A 21,792-nucleotide genomic window follows, 5' to 3' on the forward strand; every position below is an offset into this window, starting at 1 on the left:
TGTCCCCCTCTGGCGGGGGAATTAAAGGGGGTGGATCCTCCCCGTAGCCCCTCCAAAGGGGCACAGCATAGCGCCTAAATCCCTACTTAATAATAAATTTTGATACTTTGACACCTGTTTAAAGATGTGTCCACACGATAGGATAGCTATCGGGTTGAGAAAATCTTCTGGCTCCTCTGAATGACAAGCGTTACAAAATGCTCAATATAGGAAGATGCGACTGACGAAATCTACTTTCCGCTCGCCTATGTGATTTCGTAAGTCCTTTCATCACCCGATAGCTATAGGGTTGCTAATTTGCTCATTTTCAAATTCTCCAATTTCTCCCCCATGGACAAATAGACAAATCATCCAATTGACAAATCAAATGGATCAAAGAACAAAGAATAAAGACAAGAACGATAGCTTCAAATGAAATACTCATCCCATTTGCTAATTTTCAAATTTGCTAATTTGCTAATTCTTCATCAACCCAAGCAGATACTCCCCATATCCACTTTTCATCAGAGGTTCTGCAACTTTCTTCAACTGTTCTGAATTAATGAACTTCATCTGAAAAGCAATTTCCTCGATACAGCCGATCTTTAATCCCTGACGCTCTTCAATGACCTGCACGAATTGACCGGCCTGCATCAGAGAATTGAACGTTCCTGTATCCAGCCAGGCGGTGCCACGACTTAAAACCCCCACTTTCAGTTTCCCTTTTTGCAAATACTCCCGGTTAATATCGGTTATCTCGTATTCCCCCCTTGGCGATGGTTTAATATTTTTCGCAATTTTTACAACAGAATTATTGTAAAAATATAGTCCGGGGACAGCATAATTGGATTTTGGCTTTATTGGCTTTTCTTCTATAGAAAGTGCATTGAAGTCTTTATCAAATTCAACTACTCCATATCGTTCCGGGTCGGATACCTGGTAGGCAAATACAATACCTCCTTCGGGATTCTGAATAGCGGGCAAAAGGTTACTGATAGAATCACCATGAAAAATATTATCACCCAAAATAAGTGCAACATCATCACCAGCAATGAACTTTTCGCCGATCACAAAAGCCTGAGCAAGTCCGTTAGGCACTTTTTGCTCTGCATAAGAAAATTTACAGCCTATCCGGCTTCCATCACCCAGAAGTTTCTCAAAATTGGGAAGATCATGCGGAGTTGAAATGATCAGAATCTCACGTATTCCGGCCTGCATCAGGGTAGAAAGTGGATAATAAATCATTGGCTTATCATAAACAGGCATCAACTGCTTGCTCACTGCTAATGTAAGTGGATGCAATCTGGTTCCTGATCCTCCTGCGAGTATAATTCCTTTCATTGCTTGTCAATAAATAGTTACCTGTTGTCTGTTACCACCCGATAGCTATCGGGTTATCAGTAAATTACTGCTTTATTTAATATTTAGTGGTAGATGCGCTCTCAATCTCCACCTGATAGATATCAGATCTAAATTCCTTAAACGAGAAGATGCAACCCGATAGCTATCGGGTGACGAAATCTACTTTCCGCTCGTCTATGTGATTTCGTAAGTCCTTAGTCAATTTGCTCATTTCCACATTTGCTAATTCCCCAATGCCAAATCATCCTCTCAAAATCCCTGCTCACCAGTTAATCTCAGATCGCCTGTAGATTGTACTATTTCATAGTATGAAAAATCTTCATTTGCCCAAAAACTGGTGCCATGGAGTATATTCTGGTTTGAAGTAATACTAACAAGCTTAGTGGAATAAAAACGCTTTTTGGTTTCATCCCAAATCAGTTCATCGGATTTGAATGTCTCTCCTTTGATATTGGTAGCAACAACATTCCGCTTAAGTTCAACAATATTTTCACGTTCCCGACGAATGGCATAATCAGCCTTAACCCGGCTTGATTCCTGTTGGTTCTGATCATAAAAAATCACAGTTACGCCCTTATTCATCTCAATATAAGGCTTCTCTGTTTTAAAATTAAGTAATTCGGGAGTGATAAGTTTGGCTTTTACAATGGCCGAGTCGCTGTAAATAATTTCTACACCAGTAGATTTATCAACAGGAACAGACAATTTTTTAGCAGATATTTGTTCAACCTTGCGTAAATCGTTCTCACAGGAAAAGAGCATAATGATTCCTACATAAAAAACAGCACCGTATATGCAGCGCCGGAATTTCATATATTAATCGATATAGGTTTTCTGGAACCACTTATCATTCAGCGTGAAGCCAAGGTGTATATTAACGTAGCGGTCACGAACCAGGTTATTCTTTTCGGTACCACGCTGCCCAACTTCAGCAGCCAAATTTATTTTGTAGAAACTTGATCGGTTACGAGGCAATGGGAAACCAAATCCAAAATTAAGAGCATATTGGTTGATATCATTATTGCCAATTTTAACAAGGGTTTTGTCGTATTTAACCCCTAAACGGTAATCCATCAATTTAAAATAACTGCTTACAGAATTTGGATCCGGTGTAAACTGTCCGCCCACGATAATACCATAACTATCGTTCAAGCCCGGATTTGTGCTTCCTTCCCTATAATCTGACCATCTGCTATAAGTTACATCGGCACCAAAGAGCCATGAATTGGTTTTTTCAAAGGCAAAGCCGGCTGTATGTGTTAATGGCATTGTAATTTTAGTTTTAGCTCCCTCTGCAAAATAGGTACTGTCTGCTGCTGCAAGCTCCTCCTTATCTACATCCTTTCTGTAACGGGTGGTAACGATATTATTTTTGGAGTTCAGGCTATGACCTGAATTTCCTGAATATCCCAGAATGAATTTTGTTTTGCTGCTAATCTCTCCGGTGTATTGCAAAGCATAATCGTAGCTTAAACCACCAACAGAATTGCTGTATTGAGTGCGGGAATTAAAAGCTGTTGTGGATTCATTAACAAACTCGAAGGCTCGGGTTTGTTTCAGACTACCGAAAAGATAAGCAAAGTTAAAGCCTAAACTCAAATTTTTATTGATCTTAAAGCCATAACCCAAATAAGCTTTCGACATTCCGCCTTCACCACCATAGATATAATTTACCTTGCTTGTATCAACCACTCCAGAATTCATAAACTGATATCCCAGATCACTATATGGAACAAGTCCGAAACTAACTGCAGAAAATTTATTCACCGGCACACCAAAAGCAATATGGCTCAGGGTAGAGTTAAGTTGTCGTTTCCCGGAAACTCCTCCCTTACTTAGCTGACGGATATCCATAGAAGCTCCAACGTCAAAAGTAGTCAGCTCAAGGGTTGAATAGGATGCCGGGTTTGCCAGATTTATATTATCATACAATCCTGGTTTACGAATACCCATACTTAAACCGCCCATAGCCCTGTTCTGAGGCAATAATGAACCACTCAGATCACCCAGTCCAAATTGTGAATATGGAGAAGAAGAAGTTACCTGTGCTATTGAAGATAAATTTATCGCAAGCAAAAAAAGCAAGAATATATTTTTAAATATTTTAATCATTGTTGTTCTATAACTTCATTTAAACCAATTAATACCAAATCGGGCTCGGTTTTTAAAGTGTGGGCAAAGATGCTATTTTTAAGCCTAGTATCAAAAAAAATCGCATCCCCTCCACATAGTATAACCAGTAATCCGGGATATCTGGATCTATAGTTCTCAATCATCCCCCTTACTTCCTCTGTACAGCCATTTAGCACCCCTGAAAGCATAGCAGACGGGGTATCATATCCCCGCCAGTCTACGTAATCAGAGAGTTCAACATCCGGCAATCGTCCGGTGAACTTATGCATAGCCTTCAATCTCATTTTCAAGCCAGGAGAAATACTCCCTCCTTCGTAGACACCTGCATTATCAATCGCATCGTAGGTAATACAAGTACCCGCATCAATAACCAGACAATTTGTATCCGGAAAAAGCGATTTGGCGCCAATTACTCCTGCCAATCTATCTAAGCCCAGAGTTTCAGGACTTTTGTATTTATTAATGACTCCTGCATTTACACTTGCCGAGAATCGAATATATTTTGTCTGCTCTTTCAGGAGCTCTTCCAGAATGCTTATCTCATCATTGACGGATGAAATTATGCTATGGGTAATCTTGTGATTATCAAGCAAGCGGTTTAACTGTACGGTGTCAAGTTTTTCAATCTTCCCCGATTCTGCAAGTTTGCGTCTGTGAAAAACAGCAAACTTTGTTCGTGAGTTGCCAATATCAATAACCAGGTGCGCCATTAAATATTCTATAAAAACTCAATAATACCATTGTGGCACCCATTGCTTAGCTGCAGTTCTGCGGAATTGGCTTGAACATCCCGAAAGAAAATTACTAATCCGCATCGCATAGCACAAAGCTATTTAATTTTTGAAACTGACAGGGCTTAAATCTGTTAAAAAAGGTTAAAACATTGTTTCTTTCAGAATAACTGAAAATAAATAATGCAGCTGAGTAAAATAAAATACAGGCTTTCGTAGAGCCAGCGTCTGCCTGCATGAAGGAAATAGTAAGCCATTAGGGCTGAAGCCGGAGGTACACAGAACAAAAAATGATACAGTACAAGATTCTGTTTCAAATAAAAGGACAAAAGCCCGATGATGAACATGAAAAATAAAAGAAGGAACGATTTTCTAAGTTGAACCACACTTCTGAAGAAGTTCTGCTGCAATTGAAAAAAGCCCAGTATCAATATAATCACCACAGGTATCAGGACCAGAGAATCATATAGGTTGATACGAAGATTAGTTGGAAATTTAGTCGTTAATGGCAACCATATATTATAAAATTTGTCCAAAGAATCATTCCAGTAATAAAAAACTGCCAGAAAAAAGAATATGGTAATAAAGCCAGAAATAACTGCAAACCACTCTCTCCAGTTAAAGGGCCTGAAAATAACGAGACTGATCCATATAAGGGGAAGCATGGATATAAATGGAAAATAGACCAATGTTCCTACAGCCACAATCATTCCTAAATCATACATAACAGACCTGACCTCGTCTCTTTTATAGATACTAAGGAATTTGTCAATCATCCATAATATCATAAAGTTACAAACCAGTGCAGGGCTTAAAAGCAGGAAAGGACTGAGTAAACTTCCTGCAGTGACATACATCAATGCGGGCAAAAAAGTAGGCTTCCCAAGTAGTCCGTATGAATTAATGATCCTGTTAAATATTAATGCCTGAACGATTAGAATACCTTGTGCAATTAAAACATTTGCAATGGGACTGAATGCATTTTCAAGAGGCGCATCAATCAGCAGCCTCGCAAAAGGCTCCATAAACTCAAAGCTTATCTGATCCGGCAAATGAATGAATATTCCAACCCTTAACAAAGTGGCTATCCCAATCAGAAGGATGATATTTAAAGGATTGATACTTCTGAACTGCTTAATCATTGTAGTAGTGAGTAGTGAGTAGTGAGTAGTGAGTATTGAGTATTGAGTATTGAGTACATAGAACTTGACTATTCGAGTAAAATATACTAACTTATATGTCCATTTTTAGCTTTTAGCTTCCTCCCAATCCTCTTCAGTTGCCGTGTATGATGCACAGTATGCACTTCAATAAATCGGAACCATTCTTTCGCATTCAAAAGCCCGAGCCGGGGATGTTTTGCTTTATGATAAGGATTTGCTTTGTGAATTTTTGATTTGATTTCCCCGAGACGGATTTTAAATTTAGCAATAAGGTTTAGTGCATCTTCCCTGCTAATTTTTGTCACCATTGCAGCAAGCCTTTCTGGTGCTTTAAACTTTACCGGGGGAAATCTTCCAAAAAATAAAATTAGCCACGCCATCAAGTGTATTCTTTTGCTGCTCAAAACACCGGTGCCCACAATACATTTCTCAGTTGCGATGATTGAAAGCAGGTTAGATTGAAAGATATGAGAATAGGTTTCAGAATAGGACCATCCGCCATCCGGAGGACTCTGAATAAATTCCTCCTCTGATACTTTTTCCAGCAGATTTTCATATTCTGCTACAGTTCTCAATAAGGATTTGTAATGCCTTTCTACGCTCATAATAAGGTCATAAGTTCACTTAAACATGCTATCTCCTGATCCACATCCTCTGGTTTTTCCTTTTTTTCCGGATTAAAATAAATAGCTCTCATTCCATAATCCTGTGCTCCCCGAATATCAGCCTCAAGGCTATCTCCGATCATAATACTTTCAGAAATACCCGCATTTGCGAGAGTCAGTGCATGATTGAAAATAGCCTTGTCCGGCTTATTAAAACCCACTACTTCAGAAATGACCACATTTTCGAAATATACATTGAGACCATTGTTACTGACCTTTAGTTCTGTTGATTCCTTGAATCCATTTGAAATAAGGTGCAATGAATACCTTCCTTTCAGATAGCTAAGGGTTTCATGTGCTTTAGGAAATAAGTTGGTCTTGGTAGGACAAATTGTGACATAATCATCCTCAAACTGATGCGGAATAAGGTTAGGGGAAAGTCCGAGATCAATAAATGTTTTGGAGAATCTGGTTTCCCTGAGCTTTTGTTTAGTGATGTTACCCACATGATATTCTGCCCAAAGCTGATGGTTATTATGGGTATAAACTTCAATAAAACGATCAGGAGAATGCAATCCAAGATCCCTGAGTTTATAGGCATGATAGAGTTCATTCAATGTCTCCTCCGCATTTTTATCAAAGTCCCAGATAGTATGATCCAGATCAAAAAAAAGGTGCTTATAGTGCATTAAAACTGATTGCTAAATTTATTATGCAAATAAACGGATAATAGCCGAAAAGGGACAGCTTATATTATCTTCAAAAACAAGGTTTTATTCCTTAACACCGAAGGATAGATCACCAGCATCACCCAGACCGGGTACTATGTAGGATTTTGTAGTCAGTTCTTCATCTACAGAACCTATCCATAGTTTCGCTTTGGGGAGATTTGCTTTTATGTGCTCAATTCCAACCTTGCAGGCAATAACCCCGACAATATGCAGCTCTTTGATCTTATATTGAGCTAATAATTCTTTACAGCAAAGAACCATACTTTCTCCGGTTGCAATCATTGGATCTGCCACAACCAAAATTTTACCATCCAGGGATGGAGCAGATATATATTCGATCTTGATAATAAAGTTATGTCCTTTGGTTGTTTTACGATAAGCGGAAATAAAAGCAGAATCAGCTCTGTCAAAATAGTTTAAAAGACCCTGATGAAGCGGTAAACCAGCTCTCAGAATAGTGGCCAACACCGGTAACTCATTCATAATCTGAACCGATGCCGTTCCGAGACTAGTCTCAAACTCAGTATCTGTAAAGCTCATGGTCTTACTTATTTCATAAGCAAAAATTTCACCCAGACGCTCCATATTTCTCCGAAAACGCATGCTATCCTGCTGAATCTGTGCATCCCGCAGCTCAGCGAGGAAATGATTTGCGATCGAGTTACTTTGGTCCAGGATAAATGCCATGATTAAATTTAAGGAATTAAGCTGAATGTAGAAATTAAGGAATGAGCAAATTAGCAACCCGATAACTATTGGGTCTTAATTCTTTTCCATCCCGGCCTGATATCAGCAACAGCAATAAAAGTTTACGGTAAAATTGCTGCCGGAGTATCAGGGCCGGGGGAAAATTTCAGGGATATTCCATACAATATCCCAAATCAACATTTTATATGATGCTCATGTTGTTAAAACACCTCTGGTGTATTTTATTAAGGATTTTGCCCGGGGCGGGTATATCCTCCCTCCACAATTCCGGGCGCTCTGTCCTTGTAAATTTGCTGATCTTCGGGTGCCCAGGTTCCCAATCCATCGACATACCTGTTAAACATGCAGAATGCTGCCGCAATCAAAACGGTATCATGGATCTCCTGATCTGTTGCTCCCTCAGCAATCGCGTCCAGAATTTGCCGGTGTGCAACCATTTTTCCACCTCGCTGTATCCGCCCTGCGATTCCGAGCAAGGCTTTCATTTTGGCTGAAACTGGTGCTTCCGCAAAATTACTTTTCACCTGTTTAATCAAGTAGCCATCGGTATCTTCCAAATGGGCAGAAGCAACTGCCCCATGTACGCTCTGGCAGAACAAACAGTCGTTAAGGGCGGATACATAAGTCGCAATCATTTCGCGCTCCCCTTTTATCAGGCTGCTTTCCCTGCACAACAATACATTTGCTAATCCGTTAAGCGCATCGGCAGCCTGCGGATCGAAAGCCATTAATCCCCGGATTCCGGGCAGATCATTCATCAAATCAATATGTGCCATATTATTCCTGTTTAGGTAAAGTATAATCCTGCGCCATCCGCTCAGCCATTGCTTCATAAACCTCTGGTTCAGTGGGTGTAAGACTTGCCAATCCATCTACATAACGATTAAATTGCAGAAAGATGCAGCAATCGTATTTGAGCTTGCCAAAGTGGGGCAATTCTAAGCACAAATGTTCAATTTAGTACTTAGGCACCAACTTTGATAAACACCTTAGTTAGCCATAATTGCTTTCGTCGTCAAATTCTCACAATAAATGAGATTGCTCCGTTTCTTCCATCTGATGTCCAAATACCGGGACCAGGGTAAAATAATGGTCGCTTTGTAAAATATTGCTTGTCTGTCAAATTGTTTAAACCACCTTTAATTTCAAATTTCTCTGAAATCTTTATTGTTGTGTTGAGATCAAAAATGCCATATGAAGGGACTAAACCTAAAGAACCATTTGCAGTCGGAATAACAGTATTTAATGCGTCTGCAAAGCTTTCTCCTGTAAAACTGTAAAGCCCCGACAAACTGAATTTTCTAAAACGAAAAGTGAGCCCATTTCGTGAAATTATGCTTGGTACACTTTCTATTTTATTACCATCAACACTAATATTTGCAGTGCCCGATTTTATGCTTCCTAAAGTGTATTTGCCATCCATAATGGCGGTTGATGTGAATATTGATAATTCTATTTTGTTACTTAATGTCCAATTTCCTTGAATAAAAATTTCAAACCCTTTGGTTAGAGAGTTACCAATATTTGTTCTGTAAGTATATAATTGATCATTTGCATCTGTTTGGGCAATTGTGCCAAAACGATTATTGTATTGAAGTAAAAAACCTGTAATATCCCACTTCAAAAACTTCCAATTTCCTCTAAAACCCAATTCTGCATTATAACCATTTGCGTCTTTCAAGTTAGGGTCTACTTTCTCGTAAATTTCTGTAGGAACTAAATCTTTAAAAATCATTGGTCGGTATGTTTGCGACCAACCTGCATAAATATCTATAAATGATGTTGGTTTATAACTTACACTCGAGCCTAGTAAAACAAATCGATGTTTGAGATTAAAAGGAATTCTATCTATTGGCAAGTAAGTAATATTACCCAACATTTTACTTTCGCCACTTTCAAGCCTTGCTCCAATATTTGCAGAGAGATTTTTTAAAAGTTTAAAATTATTTTCCGCAAATAGGGCAACATTTTGAGTTTTGAAATGAATATCTCTTCCCCATTGGGGATTAACCAATGTCAAATCGAAATCACTGCCTGTTGTGCCTTTTCCTTGTTGTGTTCGGTGCAAGTCATTGTTCATCAATTGCACACCAAATGCAAGCGAACTTTCCTGTTTTCCTAATCTATACTGCCTTAATAGTCGTAATTCATTAGTATAACTGTTGAAATTGTCAATATCCACTTGTCTGGAGTTATACTGTCCTGTTGTAGTATTTATAGTGTCTTTTATAGTTGCAGGCTTGTCAAACATTACACTGTTTCTGTTGCCAATAACTGCCGATGAAGTATATTGAAGTTTTGTCTTATCCAAAATATTCCACTTTAGCAGGAAAGAAGGAATGTTAATAGCAGGATTAAAATAATTCCTTGACCTTGTTGCTTGTCTTGGGTCGGCATTATACATAGCCTCGGTCAAAGGTCCGGGGATGCGATACACATAATTAGACCTTGCCCACTCCATGCGAAGTGATAAATTCTTATTGGCTTCATAAGTTATCATTATACTTTCTGCATCATAATCAGTATGTTCATTTTTACGATAGCCGTCTCTTGAACGCTTTGAAATGTAGGTGTAATATTTAATTTTTCCGATTTTCCCACCTATTGCATTATAAGAGCTTAATAAGTTGAATGAACCAACAGTATTATAACTTTCAAAATCGATAGACTTTGTAGTATCACCTTGTTTGGAAACATAATTTAACATACCGCCAAATTGCGAACCATATTGTAATGAGCCTGTACCTCGAACCAATTCTATACGTTCAATACTTTCAAGTGGCATACTATAATGGCTTGCTGGATAACCATACATATCCGAATTTGTCAGCACACCGTCCTTACGAATATTGAATTCCCAACCTCTGTGTGGATCAAGCCCTCTTGTCGAGATATTTATTTGATTACCAGAACCATCCATATCATAAACAAAAACTCCTGGTACTTTTGCAAAGATTTGTCGCCCGGCTTTGTCTGTCAGGTTAGCGTCCATTTGTGTCAATGAAATAACTTCATTTTTTTTTCCTGTAAAAATGTAAGTTCCAACAATGGGTTCAAGTCGGCTTACCCCATTTCGTTGTAAAATTCCTTGAACAGTTATGGGTTCAAGAATTTTTGCCTTGATTGTATCACTCTTTGCCTGTCCAAAAACTGTCGAAATAGTCAAAGATAGTCCGAATAACAATAAGCTCTTTTTTGTCATTTCTCTTTTATTTAGGTAAATAATAACCGATAACCATCCGCTCAGCCATTGCTTCATAAGCCTCGGGTTCTGTAGGTGTGAGACTTGCCAAACCATCCACATAGCGATTGAACATGCAGAATGAAGCTGCAATCAGGACGGTATCGTGGATCTCCTGCTCAGTGGCACCTTCATTTTTTGCCTGGGATATATCATCGGGGCTAACCGTCCTTGCGTCCTGCTGAACCCTCACAGCAATGCTGAGCAGGGCTTTTAGCTTTGCTGAAATAGGGGCATTGAGGTAATCCTCCAACACAAAATCAACAATGCCTTTATCATCCTTATAAAGGTATCGTGCGGCGGCAGCATGACTGCTCATGCAGAACATACAATCGTTTTTTGAAGAAACAAAACTTGCAATTAATTCCCTATCGGCTTCCGATAGCGTTGAAGGGCTGCGAAGCAAAGCCTGCGCAAGCTCATACAAAGGCTTGCCGGTTTCGGATCTGAACCTCACGAGGCTCCTGATTCCGGGAACCCCTTCGGGTACGTTGATATGTGCCATTATATTTTTTTATTAAAACTTGAATCTGAATGAGCTACAGCCTCCGGAGAGTAGAATGTAACCAGCAGACCTATTAAAAATGTGATTGAAAAAACCAGTACTGCGTTTCCATAGCCGCCCATAACATGAACCAGTGCTCCTACAAAGAATACAACAATTGCCGTAGCCAGTCTGCCGATATTAAAGCAAAAGCCGGTTGCGGTCGCACGGATCTTTGTCGGGAATAGCTCCGGCAGATAGGAAGACAATGTTCCCTGACTTATCCCAAAGAAAAGTGCCAGAAATGCACATTCAGGATAGATGATCGTGCTAAAGGTCTGATTCGTTTTAAAAATGATGAAGCACATCACAAAACAGCCTGCGAAGGTAATCAGCAGCGTTTTTCTATGCCCAAGATAATTAATCAGAAATCCTGAAAGTGAGCCACCCACAATTCCTCCGCTTCCCAGAATCATCATCGTAATCCCACGCTCTGCCTGACCTTGTTCCGGATTTGGAAACAAACTTTGCACCCAGGTGGGCATCCATGAAAATATAGCCCAGAGGCCGATGATCATCGATCCAAAGATCAGGGATCCCTGAATCAGATTCTTCTTATTGTGACTTTCGAACAGGACCTGATATTTAGAGGCTTGCGCTATGCCCAATGATTCCTGTTTCAGCTGTGTCCATTCTTTTGATTCCCTGATCAGAATTAAGGCTGCAAAAGCCGCAACCAAAGGAATAAAACCGGGCAAAAACGCTAAGCGCCACTCGGAAAAGAAGTTATTGGCAATTCCTGTTGAAATAATTCCAACAGGAAAGGTAACTGCCAGTATGCCCAGTGCAATGGCCCTTGATTTTGCAGGCCAGACTTCAGCAACCAGGATAGTAGCCAGTACCAATGTTCCCCCAACTCCCAATCCCGAGAAAAACCTCAGCAGAATAACCATCTGCCAGCTATTTGAAAAACTGATCAGGATATTCAGCACTGCGTACAAACAAACTGCAATCACAAAAGCCCTGATCCTGCCGATCTGATCGCCCAAAAAGCCAAATAGAATTCCGCCAAAGGTCCAGCCCAGCAGGAACATTGAACCGATGTAAGCACTGACTTCACTTAAATCATCAGTGCTCACATCAGCCATCAGTTCTTTAACCACCACCGGCAGGTAAACGGGCATCAGTGTTGAGAAATATCCGCCAAATGCATAACAGATCACGCAAATGGCGAATAAAAGATTCCTTTTCGGTACAGGATTTCCGGTATCTATCCGTGCTTCTGACATGGTCTTATCTTAAAAGCTCATCAAATGTCAGAGAGACATAATAGACTCCTCCAACTGCCGGAGAGCCATAGGCCTGTACATTGTATTTATTGCTCAGATTGGTTCCACCGATCTTTAGAACCGATTTTGCAGCCGGTATTTTAAAGCTTAGCTGTGCACCCAATTGTCCGTAAGCCTCTATCCTTCCGGGTTGCAGATCACTGAAGGATCCAACCCAGTTGAATGCCGATTGCCAGCGGTAATTCGCGCTAAAGCCCATATTTTTAAATAAATTCCGGTTTGAAAGGATCAGGTTTGAGACAAATTTCGGGGTATTGAAAGCCGGAATATTATTTGGATTTGCGCCTTTCAGATCAAAGGAGGTCCAGGTGCTGTTTCCTGTCAACTGGTAGCTTTTAGGGAAATAATAGGTTAATCCCAACGATGAGCCTTGTGCGCTAACTTTATCCGAAGCATTGGTATACAACTGATAAGCCTGTGCCTGTCTGTTAAGAATTTCCATTGCCGCAGCAGGGTTAGCTGTACCATCGGCACCTAAAACCGGGCTGGTGGGACTGATTACAACCTGATTCAGAATAAAGTCTTCGTAATTGCTGTAATAATAGTTGATATCAATAAAAAGCTTCTCGCTGATGAGTCCTTTATAACCAATCTCATAACTTTCTATCTGCTCAGGCTTGATATAAGCTACATTAGACTTTTTAAGCAGGTGCTTATTATTGGCAATAGCTGTTGGAGGTGGTGTTCCTGATCCGACAGCAGCACCAAAGGCAGCACCAAAGGCACCTACAGAACTTGCAGTATATGAATTACTGTAAGCGGGTAAGCCTGCACTGTTTTCAGGGGTTCCCCCAAGGATAGTGATCGGGCCTACAAATAATTTGATATATTGGTCAACAGGGGTAGGATTTCTGAATCCAGTTTGAAAGGATGCCCGGAAATTATGATTCTTTACCGGCGAGAAAACGGCCGAAACTCTTGGTGTGAAACTTCCCTTAAAGTTTTCATTCTTGTCATAACGTGCAGAAGCAACCAGCTTAAACTTATCCTCGAAAAGCAGTTTGGACAACTGCAGGAATGCGCCATATTCACTGATTGTTATTTCCTTGTTCTTATCGTCAAACAGGGTTCCGTTTGTAAACATGTCGAACTTCCGGAGGTTACCACCTGCAAGGACATCCATAAATTTAATAGCCTTGCTGAAGTCGTATTGTCCTTCGGCATGATAGAGTTTACTGTTACTGAATATTCCAGCTCCCGTAAGACCCTGTATCGCCTGATATTTATCTTTCATGGCTTCAAATTCAGCAGTTCCGGGTAAAAACCTGCCCTGATCGGCAAATCCACGCGCAATGGTATGATTATTTGCTGCAAGGCCTGTGATATTTCCCTTGTATGCAGCATCATAACGTGAAAACCAGGTCGCATCGGCCACATTCGGACTTACCTTATTTCCGTTCAGGTCCCGCACCCATTCCTGATTCACTTTTTGTCCGAGTGTCCGCGGATTATAAGAATCATGGGAGTTCTCTATCGTAGTATATGCCCGGATAAAAAACTGACTACCTTTTAGCTCCAGTCGGTGTTGCTGCAGGGTGAAATTATTGATCGAAAAGCGGCTGCTGCCTGTATAATTTGCGGTACCCTTTCCAAAATTATATTGGTAAATCGCTTCCAGGTTGTCAGAAAGACGATAATGAAGAGCCGCATTCATCTTCAGATTATCCACCTTATAATCTGTTAAATAACGCTCTTCGTATCCGGTTCTCGATACACGGCCGATTCCTGTAATGGTTTGAGCGATTTCATCACCATAAATATTCAGAGCATTCCTTCCCGGATTTGAGGCACCGCGCGATGCTAGCGGAGTATTCTGATCAATATCAGTGTAATTGGTTGCATACCAGTCCAGTCCTTTGAAATAAGAGACATTGGTTTTGAATGCGAATTTATTATTAAAGGCTTTTGCATAGCGCATGGTGAGGTCGTACAAAGCTGCCGCATCTGTATAGCTATCATTCACGTGGTTGACACCTAATTTGGTTTGAACACTTAAACCCTGATATTGAAAAGGGTCTTTGCTTTTCATCATCAGAACCCCGTTAAAGGCTACCGGTCCGTAAAGTGCTGAAGCAGCTCCGGGAATCAGCTCTGCGCTCTCGGCATCCAGATCCGAAAGCCCGAACAGGTTACCAACAGAAAAGTTTAATCCGGGAGTCTGATTATCCACTCCGTCTACCAGCTGAAGAAAACGCCCGGTTCCAATACCTCCAAAACCACGGGTATTGATGGATTTAAAGTTCAGTCCGCTGGTGACCATATCCAGTGATTTCAAGGATTGCAATCCTTCATAAAAACTAATGGAAGGAGTTTCCCGGATAGATCTGAGGTCCATTTTCTCGACCGTTACCGGCGATTGCATGATATTTTCTTCAACTCTTGACGCCGAGACCACCACTTCATCCATTTGCGTGGAGGCTGGCGAAAGGGTTACAGTGATCTGGTTCGAAAATTCTCTTATAATGATCTCCTGCCGAACATAACCGAGGCCGGAGACGATTAATGTGATAGGTAAGGGCAATTTAGTACTGATCTGAAATTTGCCCTCACTGTCAGTAATGGTGCCGGCAAGCAGTCCTTTGATGGAGATACTTGCTCCGGAAATTGGCTTTTTGCTTTCATTATCGGTGATCGTTCCTGATGCAGTTCCGGTTTGAGAAAAGGCCGAAAACGGGATAAATAAAGCTATGAGTATGATGTATAGTAAATTTGTTTTCATAAAATTTGGTTTTAAGGTTTTTTAATTAAATGCGGGGATCTGAGGTATCCCTGATTAACGATTTTGTTTCCCAAGGTTTGGTAGTATGCAGGGTCATTAGGGGTGATACTGGCTAAGCCATCCACATATTTATTGTACAGGCAAAAAAGAGCGGCGATCAAAACAGTATCATGGATTTCAAGATCTGTGGTTCCAAGGGATTTTGCTTTTTCAATAATGGACGGACTAACTCTTTTGCCGGAGATCTGAACGTTCCTGGCAATTTCAAGAAGAACCTTCATCTTATCACTTACCGGTGCATTTTCAAGGTCTCGCAGAACCATTTGAGTGGTATTGCATTCTCCAAGTAAAATATCGGCAGCGGCAGTATGGGCAGCAGTGCAAAATTTACATTCATTGCCCGCAGATACTACGGTTGCAATAAGTTCACGTTCTGCCTGAGTTAAAGTAGATTCACCTCTTAACAAGATCTGGGTGAGATCTCTGATCGGATAGGCAGTATCCAATCGATATTCAAGCAAGCCCGTAATTCCGGGCAAATGCTCTTCTAAAGAAATATGTGGCATTTCGCTTCATAATAAATAATTAAAATAGCCTTGCCTATTCTTTTTAAACCGCATCATCTATTGCATAGTTGAATGATAAGCCGGTAAATAAGCATAATGCTTATCCCGTTAAATCACGCATTTAAAGCAATTGACAACAAATTGAAAAAAGTGCCCGAAAGCCTTCAGTCAAACAGGAAAACAGCAAGGAATTAATTAACCAGGAAACTATTTTAAAAATAGCTCAGATCCAGCAAGCCCTGCTCATTGGATATAACTGATAAACCTGAAATTATTAGGAAAGAAGGGATTCCGGAGGCGGGGCAAAAAGATAATAATGCCCGTTTTGAATTGAATTTATCACAAAACTGTGCGGAGATTGATAATCCAGCACATATAAGTCTTTGAGTGAAATCTCAGAATCTTTGAAGTAGTACTCCAGTTTAATTTGTTTGGCTCCTGACTTCTTACTGGTACTCGCATCCAGATCGTTCACCTTATTAAAATACTCAGCCCGCTTCTTTTCGATCAATGTTTTTTCCTTGTTTTCAATACAAATTAGGAAAAGTGTATCTCTTGCAATTTTACGTTTTACGTATTTATAAATGGTTCCCTTTAAATTCACCTCACCCTCCATCGATTCAAAATCTTTGGAATCAGAAAGGTAGGGTACGTTGAATGGAAACTTTACCATGATCAGATCTTTATCCAAATCATTGCCATCCTTTATCTTTTCTGCCAATCGCTCATCCGCTGACTGGGTTAGAAAAAAGAAAAGCCCTTTGTAACCCGCAATGTTAAACAGGAACAATAGAAGGAAAAATATGGCCGTTAACTTTCTCAAATTCAGTACAATGTAATAACAAAAAAATTACATTTCAAAATTTAAGGCAAAAATGATAAGCTTCTAAAGATAGTTGGTTGGTGTTATTTGGTTTGGACTGCTAGCGCACGTGTGCGCCAACAAGGGTAAAATTAACCTCTCATCTGCCCTTCATACCTCATACTTCAGACCTCATACCTCATACCTCATACCTCAACCCAGCACCTCCTCCAAAACTTCATGTGATTTCACCTGTCCGAAGCCTTCAATGTGTAAGCTATAATATTCTAGAATCTTCTCAAGCAATTGCTTTCTTTGAGCTGAAGAAATATTCAGATCTTCCAGATTATCAAACTTAGCATTCAGTATTGAAGTCCAGATTCCCGTTAATGGCTGCTCAAGGATCGGGGCATGCGGAAGCTGCATCCTGGAATAACATCCGTTCTTAAGGTCAAAAAAGTCAGCATTTCCGGCTAAAGTAGTATCAGGATAGAATCCCAGAAAACGGGTTAAGCGGAGCAGGAAGTACAGGTGAAAATTAGAAACCCCCTTACTGATTCCATCCAGAATCTCGATAGCATGGAAAAGAAATTCAAAGAGTACTTCATCCGACTCATGCTGCCTGAGGGACTTATAAAGCACCTCGTTTAAAAACATGGTGATCGAACTTTTTACAATATCATAGGGAATCCTTAGGAAAACAGGCAGGTGTCTTAACTCCGAAACGCGTTGAATATTCCCTGAGCTTTTATGATAAACCACCATATCCAATAGATGTAATGGCTGCAGACTGTTTAGCTTAATCTTTGATTTAGGACGCTTGATTCCGTTGATTAGGTAGGATTGCAAACCAAATTTCTCAGTAAAAATTTGTACTACCACGCTGCTTTCAGCATAGTTCGTGGTTTTAAATACTATTCCCCGGGTTTTATGAAGCATGGATGATCTTTGGAAGAAGTATCAGAATTCCAATGGTAAACGCCATAACAGCTGCAATCAGCACCAGCGCAGCAGCAATGTCTTTGATCAGGCCTGCCTTGATATTATATTCCGGCGAAATCAGATCAACAAGGGTCTCAATTGCGGTGTTTGCAAGTTCGGCCATTAATACAACGGCCATAGCAGCAATGATCCAGAGCCATTCAGCTATACTTAATTCCAGATAAAAGCAAAGCCCCAGAAGAACAACAGCGACAAAGCAATGTACCCGGAAATTCAATTGGGTTTTGAAGGTGTACTTAATCCCATTGAAAGCAAAAACAAATCCCCTGAAAAACTTTTTCATACTTGTTAAAATGTACTATGAATGGAATCAATTACGTTTAGTTTGCTGGCAGATGTCGAATTATCACAATATTCAAAGTCCAAATTAAGAATTTTTGTAGTTTTACGGAAGAATTCGCCATTATCCTAAACCGCGCAGCATGTGGAATAACTTTTCCAAAATTATACTTTCAAACCGGATTCTAATTCTTGTACTATTTTTCGTTTTAACCTTGTTCATGGCATGGAAAGCCAGTTTTGTTAAGCTTTCCTATACCGGGAGTAAAATTCTTCCGCAAACTGACTCTGCTTTTATCAGATACAATGATTTCAAAAGCAAGTTTGGAGAAGACGGAAACATGATGGTTCTGGGTATCAGCACTCCGAAATTAATGAGCAAAGAATTGTTCAATGACTGGAGTATACTGGCATCAGAGCTGCAGAAACTGGAAGGAATCAAGCAGGTACTTTCTGTTGCTAACCTCTATGATCTCCAAAAGGATACCTTAAATCAGCGATTCGTTTTAAAACAGATTACCGGAGGGGCTGTACTTCGCGATTCTGAGATGGACAGCATTAAAAATCGCATTTATGAGCTTCCATTTTATGAGGGATTGCTTTACAACAAGGAAAGTCATGCCACATTAATGGCAATCAATTTCGATCATAAGATTCTGAATACGCCAAAGCGCGGACCAGTTATCAAAACGATATTGGAAAAAGCAGACGCCCTGAGTAAAAAACACAGTGTTGAGGTACATTATTCCGGACTCCCTTTTATCCGTACAGCGGTCAGTCAGCTGGTATCCAGAGAGTTTGTACTGTTTCTTGGTCTTTCTATTCTGGTTTCTGCAATCATTCTATTCATATTTTTCAGAAAACTATATCCGGTTCTGTTCCCGATTATTCTGGTAATAGTTGGGGTGATCTGGAGTCTGGCAACACTGGTGATGTTTGGCTATGAAATCACGATTCTCACCGGTTTGATTCCTCCCCTGATTGTGATCATTGGAATACCCAATAGTATTCTGCTGTTGAATAAATACCACAATGAATTAAGAAAACATGGTGATAAAGACAAGGCTTTGCATGTCACCATACTGCGGATCTCAGAAACTACCCTTATTGCTAATGTAACCGCTGCAATAGGATTTGGGGTTTTATTTTTCACGGGCAGCGCCTTACTGGTCGAATTTGGTGTTGTTGCAGCATTGAATGTAATGGCCACCTGGTTTATCTGCCTTTGCCTCATACCTATCATTTTCAGTTATCTCCCTGTTCCTAAACTTAAAGCACAGGAGGATCATGATAATGGCTTCCTGCATAAACTGCTGGTAAAGACCGATTTACTGGTACATGAGCGTAGTCATCTGATTTATGTTGGCACAATCATCATCACACTGGTCTCATTGATAGGTGTAATGCAGATCAATGTAAACGGTTATGTTGTTGATGATCTCCCCCAAAACTCTCCGATAAACCGTGATCTGAAGTTCTTTGAAAAGAATTTTGAGGGTATTCTGCCGCTGGAAGTGAGTATTGATACCCGGAAGAAGAATGGGGTTCTGAATCTTTCAACTATCAAAAGGGTGGATAAAATGGAGGAAATGATCTCAGCCTACCCTGAGTTTTCACGTTCAGTTTCATTGAATAAGGCCTTAAAATACGCTTCACAGGCATTCTATAATGGGGATCCCCAGTTCTTCCGCATTCCGAATGATATGGAGAAAAACTTTGTCCTGTCTTACCTTGCAAATTCAGGTGGAAACAGTGATATGCTGAAGGGCTTTATCAACAGCAATAAGCAGGTAGCTAGAGTCAGTTTTCAGATGGCTGATGTAGGATCAAAACGCATGAATGTTCTGATGGAAGAATTAAAACCGCGTATCGACTCAATTCTGAATCCGGATAAATTTGATGTCTTACTGACAGGTTCAAGCATCATCTTTTCGAAAGGAACCGATTACATGCTGAAACACCTGATGGAAAGTATCCTGCTGGCCATATTTCTGATCTCAATGCTCCGCTTATTCCAGTTCAGAGACCTTAGGATCATGTTCATCTCACTCTTACCCAATATTATTCCCTTGATCATTACTGCAGGCCTGATGGGCTTTTTCAATATCCCGCTTAAACCTTCTACCATTCTGATATTTACAATCGCTTTCGGGCTTGCATCAGACCAAACCATCTATTTCCTGACCAGATATCAACAGGAATTACAGTCCACGGATTTCACAACTACCAAGGTTATTTCAGACACCATCCGTGAAACCGGGGTAAGCATGACCTATATCGCGCTTGTTCTCTTTTTTGGATTTGGGATCTTTACCGCATCAACATTTGGTGGTACAATGATTCTGGGATTGCTACTGTCGATTACGCTGATCATCGCCCTGATATCCAACCTGACGCTCTTACCTGCTTTGCTGGTACAGATTGATAAGCGGAAAAGAAGGAAGATCGCGAAAGCTAAAGGAGAAACCTGGGATATTTAATATATAGTTGACAGTTGATAGTTTCCGTGGTGTCCGTGCCTGAATAAGGTTGACTTTTTAAAGGTATACAAACCTGTTATTATTATTGTTGTAACTGTGGGAATGTGGTAAACTCGATAGAGTTTTCCATATTTCCACAGTTTTTTTCTTTTTTGCTTCTTTTTTCTTTTTTAATACCTGTTGATTTTGTTGATAACTCATATTCATAAGGAGAGTTATTTCCCAGCGATGAGTGTGGACGGTAGATGTTATACATGCTGATCGCCTTATCTGTAAGCGTAATTAATTGTGTATAATCCTGTGGGCTATAGTAAACAAGGTAATCATTTTTAACAGTTCCATTAATCCGTTCAGCATGGGCGTTTTCATAGACGCTTTCACACATGCTGTTTTTGATTTGATTACTTTTGGTAATGGCTAAAAAAGCTTTGCAATAATATTGGCCGCCACCATCGGAATGAAATATCAGTCCCGGGCAGGGCTGGCGCAGCTTTAAAGCCATGTTTAAGGCAGGTATGGTTGTCTGCTCTGTAAGTAAGCCTGTTGATACGGTATAGCCCACAATAAAACGACTAAACAGGTCAAGGATAAAAGTGATATAATAGAACCTTTCTCCGATCCGGTAATAGGTAATATCACTTGCCCAAACCTGGTTTATACCTGTCAACTCCATCGCACTGATCAGGTTCTCAAAGCGGGTAACTCCTAAAGAGTCGGTGGTGCGGTGATAAGCTCTTTTTACTGCCAGTTTAAAGCCATACCGGTAGCACAACTGTTCGAACCGGTCTCTGCCCATACTCTGGGGATGCAGCATTCCATACATTCGCCGGACTGACAATCTGGGATGGTCGGCCCGGATCTGGCTGATAATGGGTAAAAGTTGCTGCTGTTCATCCAGTATCAGCATCTGCTTATCCAGGTATTGATGAAAAGCCTGCCTACTGGTGCCCGTAACCCGGTATAATGCATTCATCTTCATCGCGTGCTGTTTTTTATTGGACCAATACCACAGGAGGGCTTGACGGTAAATTTTTTTTTGATATCAAAGCCATATTCCTTTTCGGTAAGTTCAATTATCTTTTCCAGAAAGTCCATTTTAAGTTGCTTCTCTCCAATAATACGCTGTAATTCGCGTACTTCCTGCGTTAGCAGCAACACCTTCCTGGTCTCACTTTCAGGTTCAATAACCTGCTTGATTTCTCGTTTGCGCATAGCGGAGTACTTGTAGATCCATTTGTAAACAGCTGCTCTGCTCACCTGGTATTCTCTGCAAAGTTCAGCAATTGATAGAATATTACGATCTATCTCACTTACTTTCAAACGCTTAAAGGTTTCATTAAAATAACGCACCTTGCGTTGCTGAACTGTTAATCTTTCATATTCACTGACTGTTGCCATCTCATTTTGGTTTATTGTTTATAAACCTCTATTTTCGGTCAACATATTCAGGCAAGGACA

20 protein-coding genes are annotated in these 21,792 nt (G+C 40.3%); 1 reads left to right on the forward strand and 19 read right to left on the reverse strand.

The features are described from left to right. Positions 1-456: 456 nt before the first annotated feature. From rfbA to Q8M41_RS12200, 17 genes are all read right to left on the reverse strand, one after another. Complete coding sequence (rfbA, locus tag Q8M41_RS12120; RefSeq protein ID WP_305365542.1) at positions 457-1,320, reverse strand: glucose-1-phosphate thymidylyltransferase RfbA; 864 nt, start codon at positions 1,318-1,320, stop codon at positions 457-459. Positions 1,321-1,590: 270 nt separating this feature from the next. Further along, positions 1,591-2,154 (reverse strand): LPS export ABC transporter periplasmic protein LptC, encoded by a 564-nt coding sequence (gene lptC, locus Q8M41_RS12125; protein ID WP_305365543.1) that lies wholly within the window; start codon positions 2,152-2,154, stop codon positions 1,591-1,593. A 3-nt stretch (positions 2,155-2,157) separates the two neighbouring features. After that, entirely contained in the window at positions 2,158-3,417 is a 1,260-nt protein-coding gene (locus Q8M41_RS12130; RefSeq protein ID WP_305365544.1) for a hypothetical protein, read from the reverse strand. A 32-nt stretch (positions 3,418-3,449) separates the two neighbouring features. Beyond that, positions 3,450-4,184, reverse strand: coding sequence for a type III pantothenate kinase (locus Q8M41_RS12135; RefSeq protein WP_305365545.1), 735 nt, complete (start codon positions 4,182-4,184; stop codon positions 3,450-3,452). 182 nt (positions 4,185-4,366) lie between these two features. Beyond that, complete coding sequence (locus tag Q8M41_RS12140; RefSeq protein WP_305365546.1) at positions 4,367-5,347, reverse strand: DUF6427 family protein; 981 nt, start codon at positions 5,345-5,347, stop codon at positions 4,367-4,369. Between the two features lie 86 nt (positions 5,348-5,433). Further along, the gene (locus Q8M41_RS12145; protein WP_305365547.1) at positions 5,434-5,973 is read right to left on the reverse strand and encodes a DinB family protein; all 540 of its coding nucleotides are present in this window, start codon (positions 5,971-5,973) and stop codon (positions 5,434-5,436) included. Next, positions 5,970-6,662, reverse strand: coding sequence for a YjjG family noncanonical pyrimidine nucleotidase (locus tag Q8M41_RS12150; RefSeq protein ID WP_305365548.1), 693 nt, complete (start codon positions 6,660-6,662; stop codon positions 5,970-5,972). Before Q8M41_RS12150 ends, Q8M41_RS12145 begins: the two co-directional genes overlap by 4 nt. Before the next feature lie 84 nt (positions 6,663-6,746). Further along, positions 6,747-7,391, reverse strand: coding sequence for a uracil phosphoribosyltransferase (gene upp / locus Q8M41_RS12155; protein ID WP_305365549.1), 645 nt, complete (start codon positions 7,389-7,391; stop codon positions 6,747-6,749). Positions 7,392-7,636: 245 nt separating this feature from the next. After that, on the reverse strand, positions 7,637-8,284 hold the full coding sequence (locus Q8M41_RS12160) for a carboxymuconolactone decarboxylase family protein (RefSeq protein WP_305365550.1): 648 nt from the start codon (positions 8,282-8,284) through the stop codon (positions 7,637-7,639). Positions 8,285-8,427: 143 nt separating this feature from the next. Next, a complete protein-coding gene (locus Q8M41_RS12165) occupies positions 8,428-10,614 on the reverse strand; it encodes a TonB-dependent receptor domain-containing protein (RefSeq protein WP_305365551.1) in 2,187 nt (728 codons plus the stop codon). A gap of 7 nt (positions 10,615-10,621) precedes the next feature. After that, a complete protein-coding gene (locus Q8M41_RS12170) occupies positions 10,622-11,158 on the reverse strand; it encodes a carboxymuconolactone decarboxylase family protein (RefSeq protein ID WP_305365552.1) in 537 nt (178 codons plus the stop codon). Beyond that, a complete protein-coding gene (locus Q8M41_RS12175) occupies positions 11,158-12,426 on the reverse strand; it encodes an MFS transporter (RefSeq protein WP_305365553.1) in 1,269 nt (422 codons plus the stop codon). The genes Q8M41_RS12170 and Q8M41_RS12175 overlap by 1 nt, the downstream gene beginning before the upstream one ends. Positions 12,427-12,430: 4 nt before the next feature. Beyond that, positions 12,431-15,205 (reverse strand): TonB-dependent receptor, encoded by a 2,775-nt coding sequence (locus tag Q8M41_RS12180; RefSeq protein ID WP_305365554.1) that lies wholly within the window; start codon positions 15,203-15,205, stop codon positions 12,431-12,433. A gap of 11 nt (positions 15,206-15,216) precedes the next feature. Further along, positions 15,217-15,771: a carboxymuconolactone decarboxylase family protein gene (locus Q8M41_RS12185; protein ID WP_305365555.1), complete on the reverse strand. Its 555-nt coding sequence runs from the start codon at positions 15,769-15,771 to the stop codon at positions 15,217-15,219. Positions 15,772-16,045: 274 nt separating this feature from the next. Then, positions 16,046-16,594, reverse strand: coding sequence for a hypothetical protein (locus Q8M41_RS12190; RefSeq protein WP_305365556.1), 549 nt, complete (start codon positions 16,592-16,594; stop codon positions 16,046-16,048). 192 nt (positions 16,595-16,786) lie between these two features. Further along, positions 16,787-17,512: a DNA repair protein RecO gene (recO, locus tag Q8M41_RS12195; protein ID WP_305365557.1), complete on the reverse strand. Its 726-nt coding sequence runs from the start codon at positions 17,510-17,512 to the stop codon at positions 16,787-16,789. Continuing rightward, the gene (locus Q8M41_RS12200; protein WP_305365558.1) at positions 17,502-17,858 is read right to left on the reverse strand and encodes a diacylglycerol kinase; all 357 of its coding nucleotides are present in this window, start codon (positions 17,856-17,858) and stop codon (positions 17,502-17,504) included. The genes recO and Q8M41_RS12200 overlap by 11 nt, the downstream gene beginning before the upstream one ends. Before the next feature lie 139 nt (positions 17,859-17,997). Between Q8M41_RS12200 and Q8M41_RS12205 the strand changes: the two genes are divergently transcribed. After that, a complete protein-coding gene (locus Q8M41_RS12205; RefSeq protein ID WP_305365559.1) occupies positions 17,998-20,334 on the forward strand; it encodes an RND family transporter in 2,337 nt (778 codons plus the stop codon). Between the two features lie 82 nt (positions 20,335-20,416). Here Q8M41_RS12205 and Q8M41_RS12210 read toward each other — a convergent pair whose 3' ends face one another. Continuing rightward, positions 20,417-21,313, reverse strand: coding sequence for an IS3 family transposase (locus Q8M41_RS12210; RefSeq protein WP_304760577.1), 897 nt, complete (start codon positions 21,311-21,313; stop codon positions 20,417-20,419). Further along, positions 21,310-21,732: a transposase gene (locus Q8M41_RS12215; RefSeq protein WP_304760578.1), complete on the reverse strand. Its 423-nt coding sequence runs from the start codon at positions 21,730-21,732 to the stop codon at positions 21,310-21,312. The genes Q8M41_RS12210 and Q8M41_RS12215 overlap by 4 nt, the downstream gene beginning before the upstream one ends. Positions 21,733-21,792: the final 60 nt, after the last annotated feature.

Origin of the sequence: Daejeonella sp. (assembly GCF_030684675.1) — a bacterium.
Lineage (GTDB): Bacteria > Bacteroidota > Bacteroidia > Sphingobacteriales > Sphingobacteriaceae > Daejeonella.

What these genes read in the sequence shown, in the direction of transcription:
- rfbA (WP_305365542.1), bottom strand. Translation starts at nt 1,320, where the DNA reads ATGAAAGGAATTATACTCGCAGGAGGATCAGGAACCAGATTGCATCCA.
- lptC (WP_305365543.1), bottom strand. Translation starts at nt 2,154, where the DNA reads ATGAAATTCCGGCGCTGCATATACGGTGCTGTTTTTTATGTAGGAATC.
- Q8M41_RS12135 (WP_305365545.1), bottom strand. Translation starts at nt 4,184, where the DNA reads ATGGCGCACCTGGTTATTGATATTGGCAACTCACGAACAAAGTTTGCT.
- Q8M41_RS12140 (WP_305365546.1), bottom strand. Translation starts at nt 5,347, where the DNA reads ATGATTAAGCAGTTCAGAAGTATCAATCCTTTAAATATCATCCTTCTG.
- Q8M41_RS12145 (WP_305365547.1), bottom strand. Translation starts at nt 5,973, where the DNA reads ATGAGCGTAGAAAGGCATTACAAATCCTTATTGAGAACTGTAGCAGAA.
- Q8M41_RS12150 (WP_305365548.1), bottom strand. Translation starts at nt 6,662, where the DNA reads ATGCACTATAAGCACCTTTTTTTTGATCTGGATCATACTATCTGGGAC.
- upp (WP_305365549.1), bottom strand. Translation starts at nt 7,391, where the DNA reads ATGGCATTTATCCTGGACCAAAGTAACTCGATCGCAAATCATTTCCTC.
- Q8M41_RS12160 (WP_305365550.1), bottom strand. Translation starts at nt 8,284, where the DNA reads ATGGATTGGCAAGTCTTACACCCACTGAACCAGAGGTTTATGAAGCAA.
- Q8M41_RS12165 (WP_305365551.1), bottom strand. Translation starts at nt 10,614, where the DNA reads ATGACAAAAAAGAGCTTATTGTTATTCGGACTATCTTTGACTATTTCG.
- Q8M41_RS12170 (WP_305365552.1), bottom strand. Translation starts at nt 11,158, where the DNA reads ATGGCACATATCAACGTACCCGAAGGGGTTCCCGGAATCAGGAGCCTC.
- Q8M41_RS12175 (WP_305365553.1), bottom strand. Translation starts at nt 12,426, where the DNA reads ATGTCAGAAGCACGGATAGATACCGGAAATCCTGTACCGAAAAGGAAT.
- Q8M41_RS12180 (WP_305365554.1), bottom strand. Translation starts at nt 15,205, where the DNA reads ATGAAAACAAATTTACTATACATCATACTCATAGCTTTATTTATCCCG.
- Q8M41_RS12185 (WP_305365555.1), bottom strand. Translation starts at nt 15,771, where the DNA reads ATGCCACATATTTCTTTAGAAGAGCATTTGCCCGGAATTACGGGCTTG.
- recO (WP_305365557.1), bottom strand. Translation starts at nt 17,512, where the DNA reads ATGCTTCATAAAACCCGGGGAATAGTATTTAAAACCACGAACTATGCT.
- Q8M41_RS12200 (WP_305365558.1), bottom strand. Translation starts at nt 17,858, where the DNA reads ATGAAAAAGTTTTTCAGGGGATTTGTTTTTGCTTTCAATGGGATTAAG.
- Q8M41_RS12205 (WP_305365559.1), top strand. Translation starts at nt 17,998, where the DNA reads ATGTGGAATAACTTTTCCAAAATTATACTTTCAAACCGGATTCTAATT.
- Q8M41_RS12210 (WP_304760577.1), bottom strand. Translation starts at nt 21,313, where the DNA reads ATGAAGATGAATGCATTATACCGGGTTACGGGCACCAGTAGGCAGGCT.
- Q8M41_RS12215 (WP_304760578.1), bottom strand. Translation starts at nt 21,732, where the DNA reads ATGGCAACAGTCAGTGAATATGAAAGATTAACAGTTCAGCAACGCAAG.